This is a genomic window from Variovorax flavidus (assembly GCF_030317145.1).
GTDB classification, from domain to species: Bacteria; Pseudomonadota; Gammaproteobacteria; order Burkholderiales; family Burkholderiaceae_C; genus Variovorax; species Variovorax flavidus.
The window spans coordinates 797,986-820,678 of sequence record NZ_JASZYE010000001.1 but is presented as its reverse complement, the minus strand read 5'-3'; the positions used below and the strand labels follow the sequence as shown (position 1 = coordinate 820,678).

General features: G+C 66.4%; 18 protein-coding genes. 15 read left to right on the top strand and 3 right to left on the bottom strand.

Annotated elements, in window-relative coordinates:
• Positions 1-13: 13 nt before the first annotated feature.
• From QTH90_RS03980 to QTH90_RS03945, 8 genes are all read left to right on the top strand, one after another.
• Positions 14-934: a LysR substrate-binding domain-containing protein gene (locus tag QTH90_RS03980; protein ID WP_286663219.1), complete on the top strand. Its 921-nt coding sequence runs from the start codon at positions 14-16 to the stop codon at positions 932-934.
• The gene (locus QTH90_RS03975) at positions 931-1,554 is read left to right on the top strand and encodes a paraquat-inducible protein A (protein WP_286663218.1); all 624 of its coding nucleotides are present in this window, start codon (positions 931-933) and stop codon (positions 1,552-1,554) included. The genes QTH90_RS03980 and QTH90_RS03975 overlap by 4 nt, the downstream gene beginning before the upstream one ends.
• Positions 1,551-2,234 carry a paraquat-inducible protein A gene (locus tag QTH90_RS03970; RefSeq protein ID WP_286663217.1) on the top strand — a complete coding sequence of 228 codons (684 nt, stop codon included), beginning with the start codon at positions 1,551-1,553 and terminating at the stop codon, positions 2,232-2,234. The genes QTH90_RS03975 and QTH90_RS03970 overlap by 4 nt, the downstream gene beginning before the upstream one ends.
• On the top strand, positions 2,231-3,865 hold the full coding sequence (locus tag QTH90_RS03965; RefSeq protein WP_286663216.1) for a PqiB family protein: 1,635 nt from the start codon (positions 2,231-2,233) through the stop codon (positions 3,863-3,865). The genes QTH90_RS03970 and QTH90_RS03965 overlap by 4 nt, the downstream gene beginning before the upstream one ends.
• The gene (locus tag QTH90_RS03960; protein ID WP_286663215.1) at positions 3,862-4,494 is read left to right on the top strand and encodes a PqiC family protein; all 633 of its coding nucleotides are present in this window, start codon (positions 3,862-3,864) and stop codon (positions 4,492-4,494) included. Before QTH90_RS03965 ends, QTH90_RS03960 begins: the two co-directional genes overlap by 4 nt.
• Before the next feature lie 19 nt (positions 4,495-4,513).
• Positions 4,514-5,056, top strand: a complete 543-nt coding sequence (locus QTH90_RS03955; RefSeq protein WP_286663214.1) for a methylated-DNA--[protein]-cysteine S-methyltransferase — start codon at positions 4,514-4,516, stop codon at positions 5,054-5,056.
• An 84-nt stretch (positions 5,057-5,140) separates the two neighbouring features.
• Positions 5,141-6,346, top strand: a complete 1,206-nt coding sequence (locus QTH90_RS03950) for a multidrug effflux MFS transporter (RefSeq protein ID WP_286663213.1) — start codon at positions 5,141-5,143, stop codon at positions 6,344-6,346.
• The gene (locus QTH90_RS03945) at positions 6,333-7,769 is read left to right on the top strand and encodes an MFS transporter (protein ID WP_286663212.1); all 1,437 of its coding nucleotides are present in this window, start codon (positions 6,333-6,335) and stop codon (positions 7,767-7,769) included. Before QTH90_RS03950 ends, QTH90_RS03945 begins: the two co-directional genes overlap by 14 nt.
• A gap of 24 nt (positions 7,770-7,793) precedes the next feature.
• On the opposite strand, the gene QTH90_RS03940 is transcribed toward QTH90_RS03945, so the two are convergent.
• The gene (locus QTH90_RS03940) at positions 7,794-9,248 is read right to left on the bottom strand and encodes an alpha/beta hydrolase (RefSeq protein ID WP_286663211.1); all 1,455 of its coding nucleotides are present in this window, start codon (positions 9,246-9,248) and stop codon (positions 7,794-7,796) included.
• Between the two features lie 66 nt (positions 9,249-9,314).
• Entirely contained in the window at positions 9,315-10,757 is a 1,443-nt protein-coding gene (locus QTH90_RS03935) for an aminotransferase-like domain-containing protein (RefSeq protein ID WP_286663210.1), read from the bottom strand.
• A gap of 131 nt (positions 10,758-10,888) precedes the next feature.
• On the opposite strand from QTH90_RS03935, the gene QTH90_RS03930 reads away from it, so the two are divergent.
• Entirely contained in the window at positions 10,889-12,490 is a 1,602-nt protein-coding gene (locus QTH90_RS03930) for an MFS transporter (RefSeq protein WP_286663209.1), read from the top strand.
• Positions 12,491-12,495: 5 nt separating this feature from the next.
• On the opposite strand, the gene QTH90_RS03925 is transcribed toward QTH90_RS03930, so the two are convergent.
• Positions 12,496-13,602, bottom strand: a complete 1,107-nt coding sequence (locus tag QTH90_RS03925) for an SMP-30/gluconolactonase/LRE family protein (protein ID WP_286663208.1) — start codon at positions 13,600-13,602, stop codon at positions 12,496-12,498.
• 190 nt (positions 13,603-13,792) lie between these two features.
• Here QTH90_RS03925 and QTH90_RS03920 point away from each other — a divergent pair, with 190 nt between their 5' ends.
• The 6 genes from QTH90_RS03920 (at position 13,793) to QTH90_RS03895 (ending at position 22,686) form a co-directional block, all read left to right on the top strand.
• Positions 13,793-16,324 (top strand): hypothetical protein, encoded by a 2,532-nt coding sequence (locus tag QTH90_RS03920; RefSeq protein ID WP_286663207.1) that lies wholly within the window; start codon positions 13,793-13,795, stop codon positions 16,322-16,324.
• A 20-nt stretch (positions 16,325-16,344) separates the two neighbouring features.
• Complete coding sequence (locus QTH90_RS03915) at positions 16,345-18,216, top strand: GMC family oxidoreductase (RefSeq protein ID WP_286663206.1); 1,872 nt, start codon at positions 16,345-16,347, stop codon at positions 18,214-18,216.
• A 61-nt stretch (positions 18,217-18,277) separates the two neighbouring features.
• The gene (locus QTH90_RS03910; RefSeq protein ID WP_286663205.1) at positions 18,278-18,709 is read left to right on the top strand and encodes a hypothetical protein; all 432 of its coding nucleotides are present in this window, start codon (positions 18,278-18,280) and stop codon (positions 18,707-18,709) included.
• Positions 18,710-18,713: 4 nt separating this feature from the next.
• On the top strand, positions 18,714-20,009 hold the full coding sequence (locus QTH90_RS03905; protein WP_286663204.1) for a hypothetical protein: 1,296 nt from the start codon (positions 18,714-18,716) through the stop codon (positions 20,007-20,009).
• On the top strand, positions 19,991-21,463 hold the full coding sequence (locus QTH90_RS03900) for a Dyp-type peroxidase (RefSeq protein WP_286663203.1): 1,473 nt from the start codon (positions 19,991-19,993) through the stop codon (positions 21,461-21,463). Before QTH90_RS03905 ends, QTH90_RS03900 begins: the two co-directional genes overlap by 19 nt.
• Positions 21,460-22,686, top strand: coding sequence for a catalase family protein (locus tag QTH90_RS03895; protein ID WP_286663202.1), 1,227 nt, complete (start codon positions 21,460-21,462; stop codon positions 22,684-22,686). Before QTH90_RS03900 ends, QTH90_RS03895 begins: the two co-directional genes overlap by 4 nt.
• Positions 22,687-22,693 lie beyond the last annotated feature (7 nt).

The following is a 22,693-nucleotide window of genomic DNA, read 5'->3' as shown; positions in this document are numbered from 1 at the left end:
GTTGAATTCACATATGCCCCGCATCGAGGTGAATCGGTCCGGCGAGATGGAAGCCTTCGTCCAGGTCGTGGACCGGGGCAGCTTCTCGGCCGGGGCACGCGTGCTGGGCATGACACCGTCGGCCATCAGCAAGCTCATCGGGAGGCTGGAGACGCGGCTGGCGACCCAGTTGGTGCACCGCTCGACCCGCAAGCTGCAACTCACGCCCGAAGGCGGGCAGTTCTACGAGCGCAGCGTGCGTGTGCTGGCCGACATGGACGAGGCCGAGCGTTGCGCCGCGGCCGGGGCCATGCCCCGCGGGCGCGTGAGCATCAATGCCAGCGTTCCTTTTGGCCAGCATGTGCTGATTCCCCTCGTGCCTCGCTTTCTCGAACTGCATCCGCAGGTGACGCTGGACATCGTGCTGACCGACCGCGTGGTCGACCTGATGGAAGAGCGTACCGACGTCGCGATCCGCTGGGGCGAGTTGCCGCCTTCCGACCTCGTCGCGCGCCGGCTCGGCGCGACCGGGCAGGCCATCGTCGGCTCGCCCGACTACCTGAAGCGCCACGGCACGCCGCGCACGCCGCAGGAGCTGGAGGCGCACAACCGGCTCGGCTTCAACTACCGGCGCAGCGTGCCCGACTGGCCGCTGCGCGTCGACGGCCGCGTGATCGACATGCCCATCGCGGGCAACGTCCGTTGCGGCGACGGCGAGACGCTGCGTGCGCTCATCACGTCCGGCATCGGCCTGGCCAGGATGTCGCTGTATCACATTCAGTCCGACATCGATGCGGGCCGGCTGGTGCGGGTGATGGAGGAGTTCAATCCGGGCGACGAGGCGCCGATCCATGCTGTCTATCTGGGCAAGGCGGGCCGGCTGCCAGCGCGGGTGCGCGCCTTGCTTGACTTCCTCGTCGCCCATGTCGCCGACAATGGGCGGCCCAGACCATGACAGAAGTACCCGACGCCATCGTTTGCGAAGGCTGCGACGCGGTCTACCGCCGCGTGCCGCTGCGCCATCGAGAAGTCTCGCATTGCCCGCGCTGCGGGACCGAGCTCGACCGGCACGCGGGCGACCAGAGCGCGCGCGTGCTGCCGCTGACGGTCGCCTGCCTGATCCTGTTCGCCATCGCCAACCTGTTTCCGATCGTCGAGATCGAGGTGCAGGGCCTGAGCAGCCAGACCACGCTCGCGGGCGCCGTGGTGGCGCTCAGCTCCGAAGGCATGTCGCCGGTCGCGCTGCTGGTGCTGGCGACCACCATCCTCTTTCCGCTGATACAACTGTGCATCCTGTTCTACCTGCTCGTGCCGATGGCCTATGAACGCCGTCCAGTCGGCTTCACCATCCTCGTGAACGCGCTGCAGGCGCTGCGGCCCTGGGGCATGGTCGAAGTGTTCCTGCTGGGTGTGCTGGTGGCGATCATCAAGCTGAGCAGCATGGCGCAGGTCATACCGGGCCCGGCCCTCTGGGCCTTTGCCGGGCTGACGGTGCTGCTGACGGCAGTGCTGTCCTTCAATCCCCGGACCTTCTGGGAAATGGCTTTCGAGCCGCGAGCCGGGCAGGACGCATGACAGAGCCGACACCGCCCGTCCGGACGGGCGCTCAACTCGGGCTGATGAGCTGCCACCATTGCGGCACCGTGTGGGAAGGGGCAGGGGACGGCGAATGCTGCGCGCGGTGCTCGACCCGCCTGCATGCCCGCAAGCCCGACAGCTTCAACCGCACCTGGGCCTACCTGATCGCGGCCGCCATCCTCTATCTGCCGGCCAACTTGCTGCCGGTGATGATCACCAAGAGTTTGTTCGGCACGCAGCAGGACACCATCCTGAGCGGCGTCATCTATTTCTGGGTGTCGGGCGCCTACGGGCTGGCGGCGCTCATCTTCATCGCGAGTTTCCTGGTGCCTCTGTTCAAGCTCACCGCGCTCACCCTGCTGAACTTCATGGCCCAGCGCGGCAGCGATTGGCGCCAGCTGGAGCGTGCCAAGCTCTACCGCATCCTCGAAGTGATCGGACGCTGGTCGATGCTCGACGTTTTCGTGGTGGCGCTCCTGGCCGGCCTCGTTCGCATCCATGGCTTTGCCGAGATCACTGCCGGGGTCGGCATCGCAGCCTTCGGCGCGGTGGTGGTGCTGACCATGCTGGCGTCGCTCAGCTTCGACCCACGGCTGACCTGGGACACGCGGGCCGCTGCGAAGCGCAGAAAGAGAAAGCAGCAAGACGGTATGAAAAGAGGTGAAACAGTCGTATGAGCGAAGAAGACAACGGGTCCGAGAACCCCCCATTGGCTCCGCCCGTGGTCGTGAAGCGGCGCAACTGGCTGCCGTCGCTGATCTGGCTGATCCCCATCGTGGCGGCGCTGGTCGGCGTGACGCTGGTCGCGCGCATCCTGATGGAGCGTGGTCCCGAAGTGGTGCTGACTTTCAAGACCGCGGAAGGCCTCGAGGCCGGCAAGACGGCGGTCCGGTACAAGGACGTGCAGATCGGCACGGTGCAGAGAATCCGGCTCGCCAATGATCGCTCCCATGTGCGCGTGCTGGTGCAGCTCAAGAAGGAAGCCAGCGGCTTCACCGCGCAGGACACGCGCTTCTGGGTGGTGCGCCCGCGTCTCGACACCACCGGCATTTCGGGCCTGGGCACTTTGCTGTCGGGCGCATACATCGGCGCCGACGCCGGCACCTCTGAAGAAACCTCTGGCGAATTCACCGGCCTGGAGGTACCGCCCATCGTCACGCGCGATGCTTCGGGGCGGCAGTTCCTGTTGCGTGCGCGCGATGTCGGATCGCTGGACATCGGCTCGCCGGTGTACTTCCGCCGCATCAAGGTCGGCCAGCTCGCGGCGTACGAACTCGACGGCGATGGCCGTGGCGTCACGCTGCGTGTCTTCGTCAATGCGCCGTACGACAAGTTCGTCGGCGTCAATACGCGCTTCTGGCATGCCAGCGGCTTCGATGTGGAACTGAATGCCAGCGGCTTGAAGGTGCGCACGCAGTCGCTGGCGACCGTGCTGCTCGGGGGCATCGCCTTCCAGGCGCCCGACGACGCGGCGGGTCCGGTCGCGCAGGAGAACACCGCCTTCGCACTCGCGGCCGACGAAGCCACCGCCATGAAGGAGCCGGACGGACCTTCCCAGACGATGCTGCTGTATTTCAACCAGTCGCTGCGCGGCCTGTCCCCTGGGGCCGCCGTCGACTTCCGAGGCGTCGTGATCGGCGAGGTCAAGTCGATCGGCGTCGAATTCGACCGCGACGAGCGCGAATTCAAGATGCCCGTGGTGGTGCAGATCTATCCCGAACGCATGCGGCGCAAGGCGATCGGTGCAACGAGCGAGTCGCGATACTCCCCGCTGGAGCGCTGGCAGTTCCTCGTCAGCAAGGGCCTGCGCGCCCAGTTGCGCACGGGAAACCTGCTGACGGGGCAGGTGTACGTCGCCATCGACTTCTTCCCGGACGCGAAGCCGGCCAGGATCGACCCCAGCCGGACACCGCTCGAACTGCCGACCGCGCCCAACAGCCTGGACGAACTCCAGTCGCAGGTGTCCGACATTGCGCGCAAGCTCAACAAGGTGCCTTTCGAAGAGATCAGTGCCGACCTCCGGAAGGCGCTGGGCACGCTCAACAAGACGCTCGTCACAACCGAGCAACTCGCGAAGAGCCTGAACAACGACGTGACGCCCGAGATGGCCGCGGCCATGAAGGACGTGCGCAGGACGCTCAGTTCCGCCGAGAAGACGATCGCCGACGATTCGCCGCTGCAGCAGGACATGCGCCAGACCCTTCAGGAGGTCACGCGCGCCGCGGCGTCGCTGCGCATCCTGACCGACTACCTGGAGCGCCACCCCGAATCACTGATCCGCGGCAAGCCGGAGGACAAGCAGAAATGAGATCGACGAATTTCCGAGGCGTGGCTGCCGCGCTTGGCGCTGCGTTGCTGATGGCGGGCTGCGCCTCCAGCACCGGGCCGCAGTACTACAGCCTGGCTGACACGGCGGTGCCCGCGCGGACGCAGGTCGCTGCGATCGGTTCGCCCGGCTATATCGAACTCGCGCCAATCGCGATGCCCGAGCGTTTCGCACGGCCGCAAATGGTGGTCCGCAAGAAGGGCACCCCGGAAAGCCCGGCGGTCGACATCCTTGAAGACCACCGCTGGTCTTCCTCGTTCGAGAGTGAGCTGCGTGACGCACTGGGCAGCGGCATCGCAAGCCGCCTCGGCGCGGTCGACGTGACCAAGACCGGCCGCCAGCGCGGGCAGCCGGCGACCCGTATCGCCGTGCAGCTGGGGCAGTTCGACGCGGTGGAAGGCAGCCGAGTCGACGCCAGCTTTACCTGGACCGTTCGCCGCACCGACGAAGGACCCGTGACCGGGTGCCAGCTGTCGCTTTCCGAACCTGTTGGAAGCGGGTTCGACGCCTTGGCGCAGGGCGCGCAGCGCGTGACCGCGAAGCTGGCCGATGCCATTGCCGGGAGTGTCGCAGCGCTCAAGGCCAACCAGGCGCCGCGCTGCGCGGCCTGATTGCACATCGGCGGCAGCCATGGATACGACCGGTTTCGCGTTGTTTGCCACCGCCATCGGCGCGTGCGGCATCGCATGGGGCCCGCGAGGCATCGTCGGCGTCCAGTTGCCCGAAGCGGAAGAGGGTGCCACGCGCGATCGGATGGCGCGGCGCTTCCCGCAGTTGCAGGAGTGCGAACCGCCGCCCAAAGTGCAGCAGGCCGCGTCGGCCATCCGCGCATTGCTGGATGGGGCGCCGCTCGACCTGGCGGAGATCGAACTCGACCTGGAAGGTGTCAGCGACTTCCATCGCCGCGTCTACGCCATCGCACGCCGAATCCCGCCTGGACGCACCCGCACCTACGGCGATATCGCGGCCGAACTCGGCGACAAGGGGCTGGCACGTGCCGTCGGGCAAGCGCTGGGCCTCAACCCGTTCGCACCGGTCGTGCCTTGCCACCGCGTTCTGGCGGCCGGTGGCAAGTGGGGCGGCTTTTCCGCGCACGGCGGCGCGGCCTCCAAACTCCGGATGCTCGCGATCGAAGGCGCCAGGCCTGACAGCGACACCGCATCGCTGTTCTAGCAACGACCTCAAGACGCAGGACCTAGCACAGCGCGTCACGTTGCGCTGACTGCGGCCCATTGCAGCCTTGGCGACAATCGGTGAATGACTTCATCGCGCTTCTTCAGGATCGCGCTCGTGCTGGGCCTTTTGTCGGCCATCGGCCCGTTCGCGATCGACATGTACCTTCCCGCGTTGCCGGAGATCGGCAGCAGCCTGGGCGCCGGCATCGGCCCCGTGCAGATGAGCCTCACAGCCTTCTTCATCTCGCTGGGCGTCGGCCAGTTGCTCTATGGCCCCGTGTCGGACATGGTGGGACGCAAGCCGCCGCTGTACTTCGGCCTCGGCCTCTTCGCATTGGCGAGCATCGGTTGCGCACTCGCGACCGACATCCAGATGCTGATCGCGCTGCGCTTCGTGCAGGGTCTCGGTGCGGCCGCGGGCATGGCGATCCCGCGCGCGGTGGTGCGCGACCTCCACACCGGCAACGATGCGGCGCGCTTGATGTCCTTGCTGATGCTGGTGTTCAGCGTGTCGCCGATCCTGGCGCCGCTGGTCGGCAGCGCGGTGATCGCCTTCACCGGCTGGCGTGGCGTGTTCTGGGCGGTAACGATCGCCGCTGTGGTCGGCCTGGCGACGGTGGCATCCGTGCTGAAGGAAACGCGGCCCGCGGAACAGCGCGTGGAAAGCAGCCTGGGCAGCGCACTCAAGGCTTACGGCGTGCTGCTGCGCGATACGCACTACCTCGGGCTGGTCTTCATTGGCGCCTTCGCGATGGCCGGCTTCTTCACCTATCTGGCGAACTCATCGTTCGTGATGATCGACCACTACGGCCTGTCGCCCACCCTTTACAGCGTGGCCTTCGGCGTCAATGCCGCGGCCTTCTTCGGCGCCGCGCAACTCAACGGTCCGTTGTGCGAGCGCTTCGGCATCGTGCGCGTGGTCAAGTCCAGCGTGAGTGCCTGCGGCGTCGTCATGACTCTCATGTTCGCGTACTACCTGAGCGGCGGTGACCGGTTGGCCGTTCTCATCGTGCTGTATTTCATCGCCAGCGCCTTGATGGGCTTCGTGATTCCCACCACTTCGGTGCTCGCGCTCGAAAAGCACGGTGCCATCGCAGGCACGGCCTCGGCCTTGCTCGGCACCTTGCAGATGCTCACGGGCTCGGTGGTGATGGCCGTCGTCGGCGCATTCACGAACGGCAAGCCGCTGCCGATGGTCGCCGGCATGGCGGCGGGCGCGCTGATCGCCGTGGTGCTCACATGGTTCACGCTGGGCAGGGGTCAGAGAGAAGTCTATGCAGCGGGTTGAAGCGCTGAGCGCCGCGACGCCCGCGCCCGTCATTTCCGATGGGCTGCCCCAGCCGCAACGCTGGCACGCGATGCTGGTGATCATCCTCGGCATTGCCGTGGCGGTGCTCGACGGCACCATCGTCAACCTCGCGCTGCCGGGAATTGCACGCGAGCTTCATGCAGATGCTGCGCATGCGATCTGGGTGGTCAACGCGTACCAGATCGCCACGCTGGTCATGCTGCTGCCGCTGGCATCGCTGGGGGATCTCATCGGCTATCGGCGCGTGTATCTGGTGGGCATGGCGCTGTTCGCGGTGGCGTCGGTCTTCGCGACCTTTGCCGGTTCTCTCGGCATGCTGATTGCCGCGCGGGCGCTGCAGGGGCTGGGCGCCGCCGGGATCATGAGCGTCAACGCCGCACTGGTGCGGATGATCTACCCGCAGGACCAACTGGGCCGCGGCATGGCCATCAACTCGATGGTGGTGGCGACCGCATCGGTCGCCGGCCCTACCGTGGCGGCGGCGATCCTGTCGGTGGCATCGTGGCCATGGCTGTTCGCGCTCAACGTGCCGCTGGGCGCGCTGGTGCTGGCGCTGGGCTTGCGCGCATTGCCGGCCAATCGGGTCAAGGCTTCCGCGGCCTCGCGTTTCTCGGCATTCGACGTGCTGCTCAACGTGCTGATGTTTGCGCTGATCTTCATCGGCGCCGACCGGCTGGGGGTGCGAGGCGATGCGGGGCAGGGCGCCAGCCCTTGGGCTTGGGCGTTGCTGCTGGCCGGTGTCGCGGTGGGCTTCGTCTATTTGCGGCGGCAACGCGTGCTGGCACTGCCGCTGTTTCCGGTCGACCTGCTGCGAATCCCGGTGTTCGCGCTCTCGATGGGAACGTCCATCGGCGCATTCTGTGCGCAGATGCTGTCGTTCATCGCGCTGCCGTTCCTGCTGCTCGACACCTACGGCCGCTCGCACTTCGAGGCGGGTCTGCTGATCACGGCGTGGCCGCTGGCGATCGTCGTCATGGCGCCGATTGCCGGCCGGCTCATCGGCCGGTATCCGGACGGCTTGCTGGGTGGCATCGGCCTGGCCCTGCTGGCCACCGGCCTGGTGCTGCTCGCGGCATTGCCGGCGCATCCGACCAATGCCGACATCGTGTGGCGCATGGCCTTGTGCGGCATGGGCTTCGGACTGTTCCAGTCGCCCAACAACCACACCATCGTGACGTCGCCACCACCGCACCGAAGCGGTGCGGCGAGCGGCATGCTGGGTACGGCGCGTCTGACGGGCCAGACACTGGGCGCGGTGCTGTTGGCCGCAATCTTCAGTATCTGGAGCCCGCACGATGGCAAGGGGCAGGTCATCGCGCTGGGGCTGGCCGCATGCTGCGCCGCCGTGGCGGCCGTGTTCAGCTCGCTGCGGACCCGGCAACCGCTGACCGGTCACGCCTGAAACGTCCGAGCCTGCCTGATCTGGCTACTTGGCCGGGATCACTTCGACGATCCGGTCAGCCATGTACGGAAAGAATGGATTCGACGACAGGCGCGTCAATGAATCCAGGCTGACGATGAGGGCGCCGCGCTCGCCGCGAACGGCAAGGGAACCGAGGTTCACGCCGAAGTCTTCGGTCATGTCGGGCTGTATGCCGTAGAGCGAATCGGTGACGGGAAAGGGCAGCGCCAGATGAGACAGCGAGAACACTTCCGCCGGAAACTCCAGGTCCAAGACGCGGCTCTTGACCGTCACGGCGCCGGCTTCGGTGACGCGCTCCACGACCTGGCGGCTGGTCGGTCCCGTGTTGGTGATCAGCGTGGACCGGAACTGCCGCGGCGCCGGAGGCAGCACGCGGTCCGGCTGCAGGTCGCTGCCCGAGCGCAGCAAGGGCCCGAATTTGACGCTGCGATTCAGATCGAACAGCACCAATTCGCTGCCATTGCTGGGCAGCCGCGCATACAAGCCCGTGACGATCGCGCGCGTGCTGACCGTGAAATCGATCAGCGACTGGAAGGTGAGGATGGGCGGCAGCTTCGCCAGGCGGCCCGCGCTCTCTTCGCGCGCGATGTGCGAGCGGAGGTCGCGTGTGAGGAGCGAGGATTGCCGCGCCCCGTTGACCGGGAACGAGTTGTACTTGAACGGGTTGAATTCCGGCACGACGCCCAGCCACGCCGCCTTGGCAAACGCGGGGAATATCGCCGGCCAGCCGAACACGCCGGCAAAGCGGGACAGTTCGGTGATGCCGATCATCGGCCCGATCAGGATGATCCGGTCCGGTCGAGCCAGGTTCGAATCGTCCAGCCCGTCGAGCGCGAACTTCATCGCCAATGCGCCGCCATTGGAGAAGCCGACGATGTGCAGCGGCAACGGCGCGGCCACGCGGCGTCGCGCTTCCCGCACCGCGAGACGAGTCGCTTCCGACCAGTCCTCCCACTGCACGCTCGTGAGGCCGGCCGGCACGGTCCCGTGGCCCGGCATGCGGATCGCGACGACCACGAAACCGCGGTCGCGGTAGAGATTGGCGACGTGCCGCAAGCTGAACGGCGAGTCGGTCAAGCCATGCAGCAGGACGACCGCGCCTCGCGGCGCACCTTGCGGCTCCTGCACATACGACCGGTTCCAGTCCTGCACGAAACGCCCCGGATAGATCAGGCTCCCGTCGAAGTAGCGATTGCCCGGCACGCGCACCTCGGGCGGCAGCTTGTCGGTGACCTCGGTCCGCACCTCCGCGAAGGCCTTGTCCTCGGCCGCGAGATAGCCGGCCCAGTCGGTCTTGGCGAGTTCGGCGCGGGACAGTTCGTGCGGCACATGCGTGTGCCAGAGTTCGAGGGGAGGGCCGCGCTGGACGTCGTAGGTGCGCAGCGCAATCGCGGTGACGAAGACAACGCCGATCACCAGCGCCGTGCGCTTCAGAATCCTCGCCAGCCGGGGTAGCATTTCGGTCCTCTCACTCGTGGCTCGATCGGGCAATCGACCGTGCGTCGCTCGCCGGCGTGCAATCTATCACGAGGTTTGCAGAGCAAGCTCGCGCATGCTGGCGTCGCGGGCGATGCGCCCGAGCGTTGCCACCGCCTCTTCGGCGCGTGCGTCCCACGCATGGCCATAGTTCAGCCGCAGGCAGTTCGTGAAGCCGCGTTGCGCCGAGAAGATCGGCCCCGGCGCGACGCTGATGCCTTGCGAGAGTGCCTGGCGATGAACATGCAGCGCATCGACATGTTTCGGCATCTCGACCCAGAGGAAATAGCCGCCAGCCGGACGCGTAGCTCGGGTCCCCGCGGGAAAGTGTTCTCCGATGGCCTGCGCCAGGCAGGTCTGCTGTTCCGCCAGCGTGCGGCGCAGCTTGCGCAGGTGCTTGTCGTAGCCTCCCTTTTCGAGGTAGGCCGCCAGGGCGGCCTGCGCAGGTGCCGACGCGCCGAGCGTGGTCGTGAGCTTCCCGCGTGCCACGGCGCGTGCGAAGCGTCCGGGCGCCGCCCAGCCGATGCGATAGCCGGGTGCCAGGCACTTCGAGAACGACGAGCAGTGCATGACGATCCCCTCGCTGTCGAAGGCCTTTGCCGGCGATGGGCGCTTGTCGCCGAAGTAGAGCTCGCCGTAGACGTCGTCCTCGATGAGCGGGACGTCGTGGCGTGTCAGCAGCTGCACGAGCGTCCTCTTCTTCTCGTCGGGCATCAGGCTGCCCAGCGGATTCTGGAAGTTCGTCATCAGCCAGCAAGCCTTCGGGCGGTGTCGCTGGATGGCGCGTTCGAGGGCGTCGAGATCCATGCCTTCGCGCGGATGTGTCGGCACTTCGATCGCTTCCAGGCCCAGGCGCTCCAGCGCTTGCAGTGCGGCGTAGAAGGTCGGCGATTCGATCAGCACCGCATCGCCGGGGCGGGTCACCGCGGACAGGCAGAGGTTCAAGGCTTCGAGCGCGCCGTTGGTCACGACGATCTCGTCGGTGTGGACCTGCAATCCGTCAGCCAGGTAGCGCAGCGCAATCTGTCGGCGTAGGCGCGCGTTGCCGGGCGTGAGGTCATCCACCGTGCTCCACGGATCGAGGTTCTGGACGCTGGACGCCAGGATCTGGCCCAGTCTTCGCAGCGGAAACAGAAGAGGGCTCGGAAAGGCCGAACCCAGCGGCACCACGTCCCGCACCATGGATGATTCGAGGATCTCGAACACGCGTTCGCTGACGTCGAGGGGCACCGCGTCGTCCTCCGGCTGCGAGGCCGCTTCGGGTTCGGGCGGAAGATGTCGTGCGCCGTCCGCCACGTAGTAGCCCGAGCGTTCGCGTGCACGGATGAGGCCCTGTGCCTCGAGCAGGTAGTAGGCCTGGAAGACGGTGGACGGGCTCACGCCGCGGCTGGCGCGGGTCTGTCGGACGGACGGGAGGCGATCGCCCGGATGGAGCACACCCGCCCGGATGGATTCCGCGATCTCGGTGGCCAGTGCTTCGTAGCGTGTCATGCCGCGGGATTGTCCGGTACGGGGACGGGCTTCATACTCGGCAGCATGAGCGCAGCGCCGGGTCGCCCCAAGCAAGCTCGCGTCCCCTCGGGGGGCAGCGAGCACACAAAGTGCCGAGCGCGGGGGGCCGCATGACCCAGATTGGCAAGCCACCCGGGGACGAAAGCCAGATCCGGCACGGCTGCGAACAGGTGGACTGCCCGCCGGCCTCCAAGCCCTGGGTGCTCGCCGCGGCGATCATCGGTTCGAGCATGGCCTTCATCGACGGCACGGTGGTCAACGTGGCGCTGCCCGCCATCCAGGCTGATCTGCACGCGACGGCATTCCAGGCGCAGTGGGTCGTGGAGTCGTATGCGCTCTTCCTGGCTGCGCTGCTGCTCGTCGGCGGCTCGCTCGGCGATCACTTCGGGCGCCGCAGGATCTTCGCGATCGGTGTCGCGCTCTTCGCGCTGGCTTCGGTGGCCTGCGCGCTGGCCGGCGATGTGCGGCAACTCATCCTGGCGCGGGCCGCGCAGGGTATCGGCGGCGCTTTGCTGGTGCCAGGCAGCCTGGCTCTCATCAGCGCTTCGTTTCCCAAGAAGGAGCGCGGGCGCGCCATCGGCACATGGTCGGGGTGGAGCGGCATCACCGCCGCCATCGGGCCGGTGGCCGGCGGGTTCCTCGTCGATCACTACTCGTGGATCTGGGCCTTCCTCGTCAATGTACCGATGGCCGTGATCGTGCTGCTGATCGCGTGGCGGCACGTGCCTGAAAGCCGGGGAGGCGAGGCCGCGAGGGCCGGCCTCGATCTGTGGGGAGCGGCGCTCGCGACCGTCGCGCTGGGCGGCATCGTCTATGCGTTCATCGAGGCGCCAACCCAGGGGTGGGCATCGCCCGCAGTCTGGGGCGCGCTCTTCGCCGGCATCGTGGCGAGCGCTGCGTTCGTCGTGGTGGAGCTTCGCGTGCGGTCGCCGATGCTTCCGCTCTCCATGTTGCGTATCGGCAATTTCGGAGGCGCCAACCTGCTGACGCTGCTGCTGTATGCGGCGCTCGGCGGCGGCCTGTATTTCTTTCCGCTCAACATGATCCAGGTGCAGGGCTACTCGGCCACGGTCGCGGGTGCCGCGTTGCTGCCATTCATCCTGATCATGTTCGCGTTCTCGGGCTGGGCCGGGCAACTGGTCGATCGCTTCGGATCGCGACTCCCGCTGGTGGTCGGACCGAGCATCGCGGCGGCAGGCTTTGCGCTGTTTGCGGTGCCGGGCGTGGGCGTCAACTACTGGACCTCATTCTTCCCGGCCGTCGTCGTGCTGGGCCTGGGCATGACCATCACTGTGGCGCCGCTCACGACCACGGTGATGAATGCGGTCGGCCCCGAGTCGGCCGGCATTGCATCGGGCGTGAACAACGCGGTCTCGCGGGCAGCATCGGTGCTGGCGATCGCGGTGTTCGGGGTGATCATGGCCTGGGCTTTCGATGCCCAGCTTGGCGAGAGCTTGCGCGGCATGGGTACTTCCGCCGAGACCACCGCCTTCCTGGAAGCGCAACGCAGCCAGCTTGCGGGCGCGAGGCTTCCGGCAGGTGTGGATGCCGCGGCCGCTGCAGCGCTCAGGCAGGCGGTGAATGCTTCGTTCGTCTCCGGGTTCCGATGGGTGATGCTGGTTTGCGCCGGGCTGGCCCTGATGAGTGCGTTCAGTGCCTGGGTGCTGATCGGGCGCGGGCCACGGACCGCGCCTGTTTCGGCCGGGGGATGACGCGATCAGACCGCCCCATGCGCCTCCACGAACAGCGCATACAGCGAATGTCCGCTCGCCATGTACAGCCGATTCCTCTTCGGCCCGCCAAACTCGAGGTTTGCGCAGCGCTCCGGCAGCCGGATGAACCCGATCGGCTTGCCTTGCGGATTGAAGACCTTCACGCCATCCATTTCCTCTGACTTGCCTGTCGGCAGGTAGGCCTTCATGCCTCCGCCGATGTCCGTCGGCTCGTTCGCAACTGCGCCCGTGTAGCCCCAGCCGCACCACAGGTTGCCGTCCCGGTCGACGCGAAACCCGTCGAACGCGCCGGGGCCGTCGGCATCGATCAGCTTGGTCTTGTTCGAAAGGCTGCTCCCATCGGCGGCGACGTCATAGCTCCACATGCTTCGATGAGGCGTGCCTTTCCACTCGACCACATAGAGCTTCTTCTCGTCGGGTGAAAACGCCAGGCCGTTGGGATTCACCAGGTCGGTGATCACCGCGGTGAGCTTTCCGTCCTTGGCGATGCGATACACGTTGGTCGTTGCCTGCTCGGGTGTGGCCCTGAAACCTTCCCACTCGCCGTTGATGCCGAAGATCGGGTCCGTGAACCAGACCGTGTCGTCCGACTTGACAACGATGTCGTTCGGCGCGTTGAGCCGCTTGCCTTCGTAGTTGTCGGCCAGCACGGTCATCCGGCCGTCGTTCTCGGTCCTCACGATGCGGCGGGTGACCGAGTGCTCGCAGGAGACCAGCCGCCCCTGGCGGTCGCGGGTATTGCCGTTGGCATAGTTGACGTTGGTCTTGTAGACGCCGAACTTCCCGGTCTTCTCGTCGTACTTCATCAGCCGGTTGTTGGGGATGTCGCTGCACAGCAGATAGCCGCCCTCCGGAAAGTAGACCGGCCCTTCGGCCCAGCGCATGCCGGTGCCGAGCTGCTCCACCGTGCTGCTGTAGATCCGGTACTTGGTGAAGCTCGGGTCCAGGATCATCACTGCCGGGTCGGGGTAGCGCTGCTGCGGTTTGAAGTCGAAGGACTGGGCACCGGCCAGTCCGCCCAGCGCGGCCAGGCCGGTCCCGGCCGCGGTTTTCAGAAAGCCGCGACGGGGAATCGTTATGGGTTCGTTCATTGATGTCTCCTCGGGTGGTGCCCGTTCGGGCCGGCGAATGATGTCACTGCCGGTCGTTCATGACCAGCCAGCCCGCGCGCCTACGCCCTTCGCGTTAGCGCGCATGGCCGATAGGCAAGGCATCGACCCCCCTCCAAACTGCACACTCGATTGCCCGTTCACCCAAGGTGTCGACGTAGGAGGAATGGCAATGACCCAAGGTTGGAGGCACGCCGCAAGGCTGCTGCCGCTGTTCGCGTGCGCGGTTCTTGCGGCCTGTTCCAAGGGGCCGCAGCCCGGCGAAGTGCTCGACGAGGCCCGATTGGCGGGACGGGACGCGGCATCGTTTCCCCACGCATCGGAGGACTACTTCCACGACATGGACGGCGGCATCGCGCTGTCCCCGGAGGAGATCAAGGGCCGCAACATGTGGCTGGTCTGGAGCGGCGGCAACGACCGCTTCTGGAACCAGATGACCGACTACACCTTCGGCGCGTTCGACCTGCTGAAGATCATCAGCTCGCATCCCAGCCTCGGCTATTCGCGCGTCAATCGCTGGAAGACCTTCGGGCTGGTGAACGAACCCTGCTTCGAGAATGCCGCCGGTCCCGACAAGGCGCGACGCGGCCTCTGGCTCGACGTGCGCAGCAAGGACTGCGCACCCGATCCCTTCGAGAACGAAAGCAAGTACCCCGGCGTGGCGATCGGCTCGCGCGGCAAGCCGCTCGGCGACGGCACGACGCAGCCCGTCGGCTCGTTCTACGGCTGGAACACCGGCATTTCCGGCCTCCGCCTGTTTCCCAATCCGGCCTTCGACGAGAAGGCGGCCAAGGAGTGGGACGCCGAGAAGTACTACACCGACCCGAGCTACTACAACCGCAAGGATCTGGTGCGGCCCTACCGCGTCGGCATGTCGTGCGGCTTCTGTCATGTGGGGCCGAGCCCGGTGAAGCCGCCCGCGGACCCGAACAATCCGAAGTTCGAGAACCTCAGTTCGTCGGTGGGCGCGCAGTACATGTGGGTGGACCGTCTCTTCATTCACAACGCGAACAAGCCGGAGGGGCGCAAGAACTACATGTACCAGCTCGCCCACACGTACCGGCCGGGCACGATGGACACTTCGCTGGTGTCGACCGACGGCATCAACAACCCGCGGACCATGAACGCGGTCTACGACTTCGTGGGCCGCCTCCAGATGGCCAAGCGCATCGGACAGGAAAGGCTCGCCGGAGGCGAACTCGACAACCGGCAGTTCAACGACTTCGTGAGCAGCGGCCCGCTGACGGAATTCTTCACCAAGGCCGACGGCACGGTCCGCACGCCCCGGGTGCTCAAGGACGGCGCGGATTCCGTCGGGCTGCTCGGCGCGCTCAACCGCGTGTACCTCAACATCGGCCTCTTCAGCGAGGAATGGTTGCTGCACTTCAACCCGGTGGTCGGCGGCAAGACCATCTCGCCGATCAAGATCGCATCGGCACAGAAGAACTCCAGCTACTGGCAGGCAACCGAGCTGGGCACGGTGAACACCGCGCTGTTCTTCCTGAAAGCTGCCCAGCCCGATCACCTCAAGGATGCGGCGGGCGGCGACAAGTACCTCGGCGCCGATGCCGCCACGCTCGCGCGCGGCAAGGCCGCCTTCGCCGACACCTGCGCGCGCTGCCATTCGAGCAAGGCGCCGCCGCTGCCGGCCACGCTCGACATCAGTCCGGCGCGCTGCGCGGGTCCGGGCTATGTCGAATGCTTCAAGCGCTACTGGAACTGGACGCAGACGCCCGAATACAAGACGCAGATGCGCAAGATCGTCCAGGCGCCGGACTTCCTGCAGGGCAACTACCTTTCGACCGAGGCGCGCATTCCGGTGACGCTGCTGCGCACCAACGCATGCAGCCCGCTCGCTACCAATGCCTTGCGCGGCAACATCTGGGACAACTTCTCATCGCAGACCTACAAGAGCCTGCCTTCGGTCGGCACGGTCACCTTGCGTGATCCGTTCACCGGCGAGGCCAAGCCCTATGCGATGCCCGCGGGCGGGCGCGGCTACACGCGCGTGCCTTCGCTGATCAGCGTGTGGTCGACGGCGCCTTTCCTGCTGAACAATACGGTCGGCGAGGCGGACCCCGACGGCAACCCGTCGGTCGAGGCCCGCATGAAGGTCTTCGATGACGCCATCCAGCAGATGCTGTGGCCCGAAAGGCGAAAGGCCGACGCGGTACTGGGCAACAAGGTCGAGGGCACGATCGACCGCACGACCGAACGCAGCGTGGTGACCATCCCGACCGGCTTCGCGCCAGACGCCCTGCTGCCGATGCAGGGTGCGCTGCATCGCTGGCTGCCGTGGCTGGTGAAGGAGGGCGGCGACATCGTGCTCGGGCCCATCCCGGAAGGCGTGCCGGTGAACCTGCTCGCGAACCTCAAGCTGCGCGCGGAGTCCGACGGCCTTGGCGACAAGGCCGAGCACGTGAAGGACGCCGGCGAACTCCTGCTGAAACTCAAGCATGCGCTGGCCAGCGCACCGGCAGGCGCCAGCGACGAGGAATTGCGCAAGCACTTCGCGAACCTTCGTGAACCGATGCTGGAGTTGAGCAAGTGCCCGGATTTCGTGGTGAACCGCGGCCACTACTTCGGAACTGCCCAGTTCAATCGCCAGGACGGGCTGAGTGCCGACGAGAGAGCTTTCGGCCGCGAGCCGGAACTGAGCGACGACGACAAGCGGGCGCTGATCGCCTTCCTGAAGACTTTCTGACGAAGACCCGGCCGCGTCCCATGCCCGGAGCCGATTCGACCGAATGGGACTACGTCATCGTGGGTTCGGGCGCGGGCGGCGGCACCCTTGCAGCTCGCCTGGCCGAAGCGGGCATGCGCGTCTTTCTGCTGGAAGCCGGCAGCGATCCGCGCGAGAACGCTGCACGCCTGCCCGATGACTACGACGTACCGGCATTCCATGCCTTCGCCTGCGAAAACACGGCGATGAGCTGGAACTTCCGCGTGCGCCACTACGCAGACGAAGACCAGCAGGCAAGGGACTGGAAGCACGAGGCGGGGGAAGGTGTGCTCTATCCGCGCGCTGCGGCGCTGGGCGGCTGCACCTCGCACAACGCGATGATCTTCATGCTGCCGCACGCCTCGGACTGGAACTACGTTGCGCGTCTGACCGGCGACCTGTCATGGCGCGCAACGAACATGCGCCGCTACGCGCTGCGCGTGGAGGACTGCCGGCACAGGCCGGTGTGGCGCGCGTTGCAGCACATCGGGCTGGACCCCACGGGCCACGGATGGAGCGGCTGGCTCAAGACGGAGAAGTCGATCCCGCTCACGGTGCTCGGCGACGACGGGCTGGTGCGTGTGTTGCGCGATACCGCCAGGACCTTCACCAGCAGCTTGCCGACGCCCTTGCTCAGCACGCTGCGCTGGCTTCGTCGGGGCATGGGGGACCCCAACGCGTGGCACATGCGCTCCGGGAGCTTTGAAGGCATCTGCTACACGCCGCTGGCGACCGCGGGCCGTCGGCGCGTCGGTGTGCGCGAGCGTCTGCTCGAGGTGGCCGAGCGGTATCCGACCCGCCTGCATATCGAGCAGCATGCGCTCGCCACGCGCGTGCTGTTCGATGCCGACGGCGGGGCCAATGGCGTCGAATACCTGAAGGGCGCTCGCCTGTACCGCGCGCATGCGCAGCCGAGCGACGTACCCGGAGAACGACGCCAGGTGCGGTCGCGACGCGAAGTGATCCTGTGCGGCGGCGCCTTCAACACGCCGCAATTGCTGATGCTGTCAGGCATCGGGCCGGCGGCGGACCTGATCCAGCACGGCATTCCGGTACGGGTCGACCTGCCCGGCGTCGGGCGCAACCTGCAGGACCGCTACGAAGTTGCGGTCACCCATCGGATGCGCGAACCCTGGGAAGTGCTGGAAGGCGCGCGCTTCGATCGGGACGACACACTGTGGCGGCATTGGCAGGAAGGCAAGGCCGGCATGTACGCATCCAACGGTGCCGCGCTCGGCGTGGTGCAGAAATCGAGCGCCGCGACCCGCAAGAAGGAAGAGCCGGACCTCTTCTGCATGGCGCTGCTGGCGCGCTTCGAGGGCTACTTCAGCGGGTTTTCGAAATGGATACGCGACCATCCGGACCGGCTGACCTGGGCCGTGCTGAAGGCCCACACGCAGAACCGCGCAGGTACGGTGCGGCTGCGGTCTGCCGATCCGCTCGACATGCCGCTTGTCAACTTCCACTACTTCGAGGAAGGCAGCGACTCGTCAGGCGAAGACCTGCAGGCTGTCGTCGAGGCGATCCGCTTCGTGCGCCGCATGACGGCGCCGCTGATCGCGAGCGGCTGGATCGTCGAGGAACTGGCGCCCGGCGCTGCGGCACAGAGCGACGAGGCGTTGGCCGACTACGTGCGAAGCACCGCGTGGGGGCACCATGCGTCGTGCTCGTGCCCGATCGGCGCGGCCAACCAGGGGGGCGTGCTGGACAGCACTTTCACCGTGCATGGCGTGAAGCGGCTGCGTGTCGTCGATGCCTCGGTGTTCCCGCGCATACCGGGCTTCTTCGTCGCGGCAGCGATCTACATGATTGCGGAGAAGGCGGCCGAAGTGGTGTTGCAGCACGCCCATCGCACACCCCTTTCGGCAAATTGACGGGTCCGATCGATTGGCTGACACTTTGTGAGCGATGGGGTTTCCCCAGAGGAGAAGGCGTATGGCATATGACGTGCAACAGCTGCTCGACATGTCGCAGCAGCAGCTCGACGATCTGTTCCGTGCCAGCCCGGCGGGCGACATCCCGTCCGGTGAAGCCGACGGCACGGCCATCATTGCGCCGGGCACGCGCTACTCGGAATCCATCGCGAAGATCATCAATTACTTCGGATGGCAGGGAAAGGTGTTCGACGCCGAGAAGGGCGTGCTGAAGAACAAGATCACGCCCTTCGGCGTGGAGGCCATCGTCGCCAAGGTCGGCAAGGCAGACAGCTGGCTCGACGGCAAGGAATGCATCGTGCTCGACTACTCCGACACCTCGCTGGTGGCCCACTGGATTCGCGACGAGATCCGCCTGATCTCGCCGAACTTCTACCTGGGCAAGGTGTACTGGGGCAAGGAACGGCTGATCGACTTCTGCCTCAAGTTCTGATGCGGTGACTCCCCAATCGCACTTCATGGTGGTCGCGCCGCTGGCCACAGGCCGCGAGGCCGGTCTGCGGGAATTGCTGGACACCATGAATGTGACGCCCGGCGTAGCCGATCCGGCGAATGCGCTGTTGCCCTTCGGCGAGTTCGAGCGCCTGCACTTCGCGCGCTTCGCCTTGCTGACCGACACGACGATGGGCGACCTGGAAGCCTTCGATCTGCCGCGGCCCCATGTGCCGACGTACCTCTGCTTCCTGGGCGAATGCGATGGACCGGCGGATGAACAACTGGCCGAGTTCGTGGAGCGCGCCGGCGACGGGCTGCGCCGCGTGTTCTCGCATTGCGAAGGCTTTGGAACCGGCGCCGATCTGCTGGCAAAGCTCAAGGCGCACAGCGCGCCCGTGGCCGCGGGCTACGTCAACTGGATCGGCCGCACTGTGAAGCAGATCCGACAGAACAGCGAACTGCAGCGCCTCTTGTCGTCCCGCGCGCCGCGCGATGCGGCAGCGGCCGCCGATCCGCAAGCGATGCGACGCGACCTGCTGGCCTTCGTGCAGGGCGAGATGATCGGCGGGCGGCTCGTCCTCACGTCGACCGAGCGGACGCCAGGGGCCTGGCAGCTTTGCAACCTGGCGCATGCCATCGGTGTGCCATTGGCCGGCTTGCTGCTGCTACCGCTGTGGATCGTGCTGACGCCCATCGTCATCGTGCTGCTGCGTCGCCATGAGAAGCGCGACCCCGAGTTCTGTCCGCGACCCGACCGCGCCGCCGTGCGCGAGATGCAGCAGCTCGAAGACCACGACCTGACCAACAGCTTCACTGCGCTCGGTCCCGTCAAGCCTGGGCTGTTTCGCCGCTATCTGACGCAGCTCATCCTCCTCCTCATCGACTACGCGTGCCGCCACGTCTTCGGGCGCGGCCATCTGGCGAGGGTGCAGACGATTCACTTCGCTCGCTGGGTCTTCCTCGACAACAAGGCGCGCGTGCTGTTCGCGAGCAACTACGACGGCAGCCACGAAAGCTATATGGACGACTTCATCAACAAGGCCGCATGGGGACTCAATCTGATCTTCAGCAACGGCTTCGGCTGGCCGCGCACCGACTGGCTCGTGAAGGGCGGTGCGCACCACGAGCTTCGCTTCAAGTACTACCAGCGCCGGCATCAATTGCCCACGCAGGTCTGGTACAAGGCCTACCCCGGACTCACGCTGACCGACCTCGATCGCAACCAGCGCATCCGCGAAGGATTCGACATGTACGCCATGAGCGACGAGCAGGCGCTCGCATGGTTGAGGCTGCTATGACGGACCAACCGGTCGACTACGAGGACATCCAGGGTCTGGTGCGCTTCGGCTACCGGCGCCTGACGCAGGCCTGCTTCCTGCTGCTGCGTGTGACGAATCCCGACGCCGCGCGCGCCTGGCTCGCGCAGGCGCCTGTGACCAGCGCGACGAAGCGCGAGGCGCCGCCCGAAACCGCATTGCACATCGCCATCACCAGTGCGGGATTGCGTGCGCTAGGCGTCGCGGAGGACATCGTCGAAGGCTTCTCGTCGGAGTTCATCGTCGGCATGAGCAGCGATTCGAGCCGCGCGCGCCGGCTCGGCGACCTCGGCCCGAGCGATCCTGCGCACTGGCAATGGGGCGGCTCGCTGGACACCATGCCGCACGTGATGGTCATGCTCTACGCCGTGCCCGCCGAGTTCGATGAATGGGGCCGCCATGCGATGTCCGGGGCCGAGGAAGGCTTCGAACAAATCGCCTGCCTCACGACCTCCGACCTGGATGGCGTCGAGCCCTTCGGCTTTGCCGACGGCATCTCGGAACCCACCATCGATTGGAAGCGCGACAGGCCGGCGCGCGATGAGGAACTCTCGGACTACACCAACCTCTCGTGCCTCGGCGAATACCTGCTGGGCTATCCCAACGAGTATGGCGAGTACACCGACAGGCCCTTGCTCGACGCGCTGCGGGACCCGGATGCGATCCTCCCGCGCGCGGAGGACGCGCCCGAACGCGCCGACCTCGGGCGCAACGGAAGCTACCTGGTGCTGCGCCAGCTGCAGCAGGACGTCGAAGGCTTCTGGGGCTTCATCGACGAGCAGGTGCAGGGCGATCCCGTTCGGCGCAAGCAGCTGGCCGAGGCCATGGTCGGGCGGACGATGGAGGGCGAGCCACTCATGGGGCGTACCAACGAAGCCATCGACGGCGAAGACGACCCGCGCAACACCTTCACCTACCGCAGCGACACCGAGGGCCTGCGCTGTCCGGTCGGCGCGCATATCCGGCGCAGCAATCCGCGCAATGCCGACCTGCCGCCGGGCCCGCCCGGATTCATCTCGTGGGCGGCGCGTACGCTGGGCTTCGATGCCGACGCGCTCGCCAATGATCTGGTCTCGTCGACCCGCTTCCATCGGCTCCTGCGGCGCGGGCGCGAGTATGGCGTGCCGCCGCTCGAAGAAACCGGGCTTCACTTCATCTGCCTCGGCGCCAACATCGCCCGCCAGTTCGAGTTCGTGCAGTCGGCATGGCTGTCGGGCCTGCGCTTCGCCGGCTCGCGGGACGAAAGCGATCCGCTGATCGGCAACCATCAGCCGCGCGAGGACGGCACCGCTTCCGACACCTTCTCCATGCCGGTCCCCTCCGGGCCCGACCGGCGCGTATGCGGGCTGCCGCAATTCGTGGCCGTGGTGGGCGGCGCCTATTTCTTCCTGCCCGGCCTTCGTGCGCTGCGGTATTTGTCCAGGGGGCAGCCATGAATTCGAACGCCAGCCGTCCCACGCCCAGGGCCAACACGGGCTCCGTGCTGCGCAACTTCATCAGCGATTCCGGAATGGCGTTCATCCGGCTGGAGCGGCGCTTCGACCCCTTCTTCCGGCCTGCTTTCGATGCCTTCCTGCGGGATCCGATGGCGCGCCTGACGACCTCGTTGATCAACAGCCGGCGGCCGAACGAAGGCCTGCGCATTGCGGAAGAAAGGCTCATGCCCGACGAGGAGAGCTTCACCGATTCGATCGTCAAGAGCTTCACCCGGCAGATGAGCGATCTGTGGAAGCCCGGAGGCTTCGAGCGCGGCGGAAATACCAAGACCCAGGGCATCGTGCGCGGCGAGTTCATCGTGCACGAGGACATTCCCGAGCACATGAAGCGCGGCATCTATGCCAAGCCGCAGACCTTTCAGGCCTGGGTGCGCTTCTCGGGTCCCGGGCCGTACATCACGCCCGACATCGACGACGTGGGCTTCATGAGCATCAGCATCAAGCTGATGGGCGTGCCCGGTCCGAAACTGATGGACGAGGAACAGCACACGCTGGACATGTTCGCCGTCTCCACGCCGACCTTCGTCACGCCTGACGCCAAGTGCAACGCGGCGCTGCAGATCGAGAGCGTGAAGAACGCGCAGATCTTCTACTTCGTCAACCTGCGCGAATCGCACGTGCTCGACCTCATCATGCAATCGCTGTTCATCAAGACGCAGAGCAGCCCGTTCGAGGCACCCTATTTCAGCTGCGTTCCATACCTGATGGGAGAGGGGCAGGCGATGCAATATTCGGTGTGGCCCAAGACCACGAAGCGCACGCCCATTCCGCGCCTTCCGCTGCGGCCACCCGACGACTACCTGCGCAACGCGATGGTCGCGTCGCTGGCCGAGGGTGACGTCGAACTGGACATCCGCGTGCAGATGCAGACCGACCCGCACCTGATGCCGATCGAGAATGCCGGCGTGCTGTGGCCCGAGAAGCTGTCGCCCAGAGTGAGCGTCGCCACGCTGCGGCTGCCGCGCCAGAAGTTCGATTCGCCGGCTCAGATGGAGTTTGCGAAACGGCTGTCCTACAACCCGTGGCACACCATTCCGGACCATCGGCCGCTCGGCAACCAGAGCAGGGCGCGCAAGCGCATGTACTGGGAGTTGTCGAAGTTGCGGCACAACATGAATGCGGTGCCGCATTACGAGCCGACGGGAGACGAGGTGTTTGAATAGTCGGAAG

What these genes read in the sequence shown, in the direction of transcription:
- QTH90_RS03980 (WP_286663219.1), top strand. Translation starts at nt 14, where the DNA reads ATGCCCCGCATCGAGGTGAATCGGTCCGGCGAGATGGAAGCCTTCGTC.
- QTH90_RS03975 (WP_286663218.1), top strand. Translation starts at nt 931, where the DNA reads ATGACAGAAGTACCCGACGCCATCGTTTGCGAAGGCTGCGACGCGGTC.
- QTH90_RS03970 (WP_286663217.1), top strand. Translation starts at nt 1,551, where the DNA reads ATGACAGAGCCGACACCGCCCGTCCGGACGGGCGCTCAACTCGGGCTG.
- QTH90_RS03965 (WP_286663216.1), top strand. Translation starts at nt 2,231, where the DNA reads ATGAGCGAAGAAGACAACGGGTCCGAGAACCCCCCATTGGCTCCGCCC.
- QTH90_RS03960 (WP_286663215.1), top strand. Translation starts at nt 3,862, where the DNA reads ATGAGATCGACGAATTTCCGAGGCGTGGCTGCCGCGCTTGGCGCTGCG.
- QTH90_RS03955 (WP_286663214.1), top strand. Translation starts at nt 4,514, where the DNA reads ATGGATACGACCGGTTTCGCGTTGTTTGCCACCGCCATCGGCGCGTGC.
- QTH90_RS03950 (WP_286663213.1), top strand. Translation starts at nt 5,141, where the DNA reads ATGACTTCATCGCGCTTCTTCAGGATCGCGCTCGTGCTGGGCCTTTTG.
- QTH90_RS03945 (WP_286663212.1), top strand. Translation starts at nt 6,333, where the DNA reads ATGCAGCGGGTTGAAGCGCTGAGCGCCGCGACGCCCGCGCCCGTCATT.
- QTH90_RS03940 (WP_286663211.1), bottom strand. Translation starts at nt 9,248, where the DNA reads ATGCTACCCCGGCTGGCGAGGATTCTGAAGCGCACGGCGCTGGTGATC.
- QTH90_RS03935 (WP_286663210.1), bottom strand. Translation starts at nt 10,757, where the DNA reads ATGACACGCTACGAAGCACTGGCCACCGAGATCGCGGAATCCATCCGG.
- QTH90_RS03930 (WP_286663209.1), top strand. Translation starts at nt 10,889, where the DNA reads ATGACCCAGATTGGCAAGCCACCCGGGGACGAAAGCCAGATCCGGCAC.
- QTH90_RS03925 (WP_286663208.1), bottom strand. Translation starts at nt 13,602, where the DNA reads ATGAACGAACCCATAACGATTCCCCGTCGCGGCTTTCTGAAAACCGCG.
- QTH90_RS03920 (WP_286663207.1), top strand. Translation starts at nt 13,793, where the DNA reads ATGACCCAAGGTTGGAGGCACGCCGCAAGGCTGCTGCCGCTGTTCGCG.
- QTH90_RS03915 (WP_286663206.1), top strand. Translation starts at nt 16,345, where the DNA reads ATGCCCGGAGCCGATTCGACCGAATGGGACTACGTCATCGTGGGTTCG.
- QTH90_RS03910 (WP_286663205.1), top strand. Translation starts at nt 18,278, where the DNA reads ATGGCATATGACGTGCAACAGCTGCTCGACATGTCGCAGCAGCAGCTC.
- QTH90_RS03900 (WP_286663203.1), top strand. Translation starts at nt 19,991, where the DNA reads ATGGTTGAGGCTGCTATGACGGACCAACCGGTCGACTACGAGGACATC.
- QTH90_RS03895 (WP_286663202.1), top strand. Translation starts at nt 21,460, where the DNA reads ATGAATTCGAACGCCAGCCGTCCCACGCCCAGGGCCAACACGGGCTCC.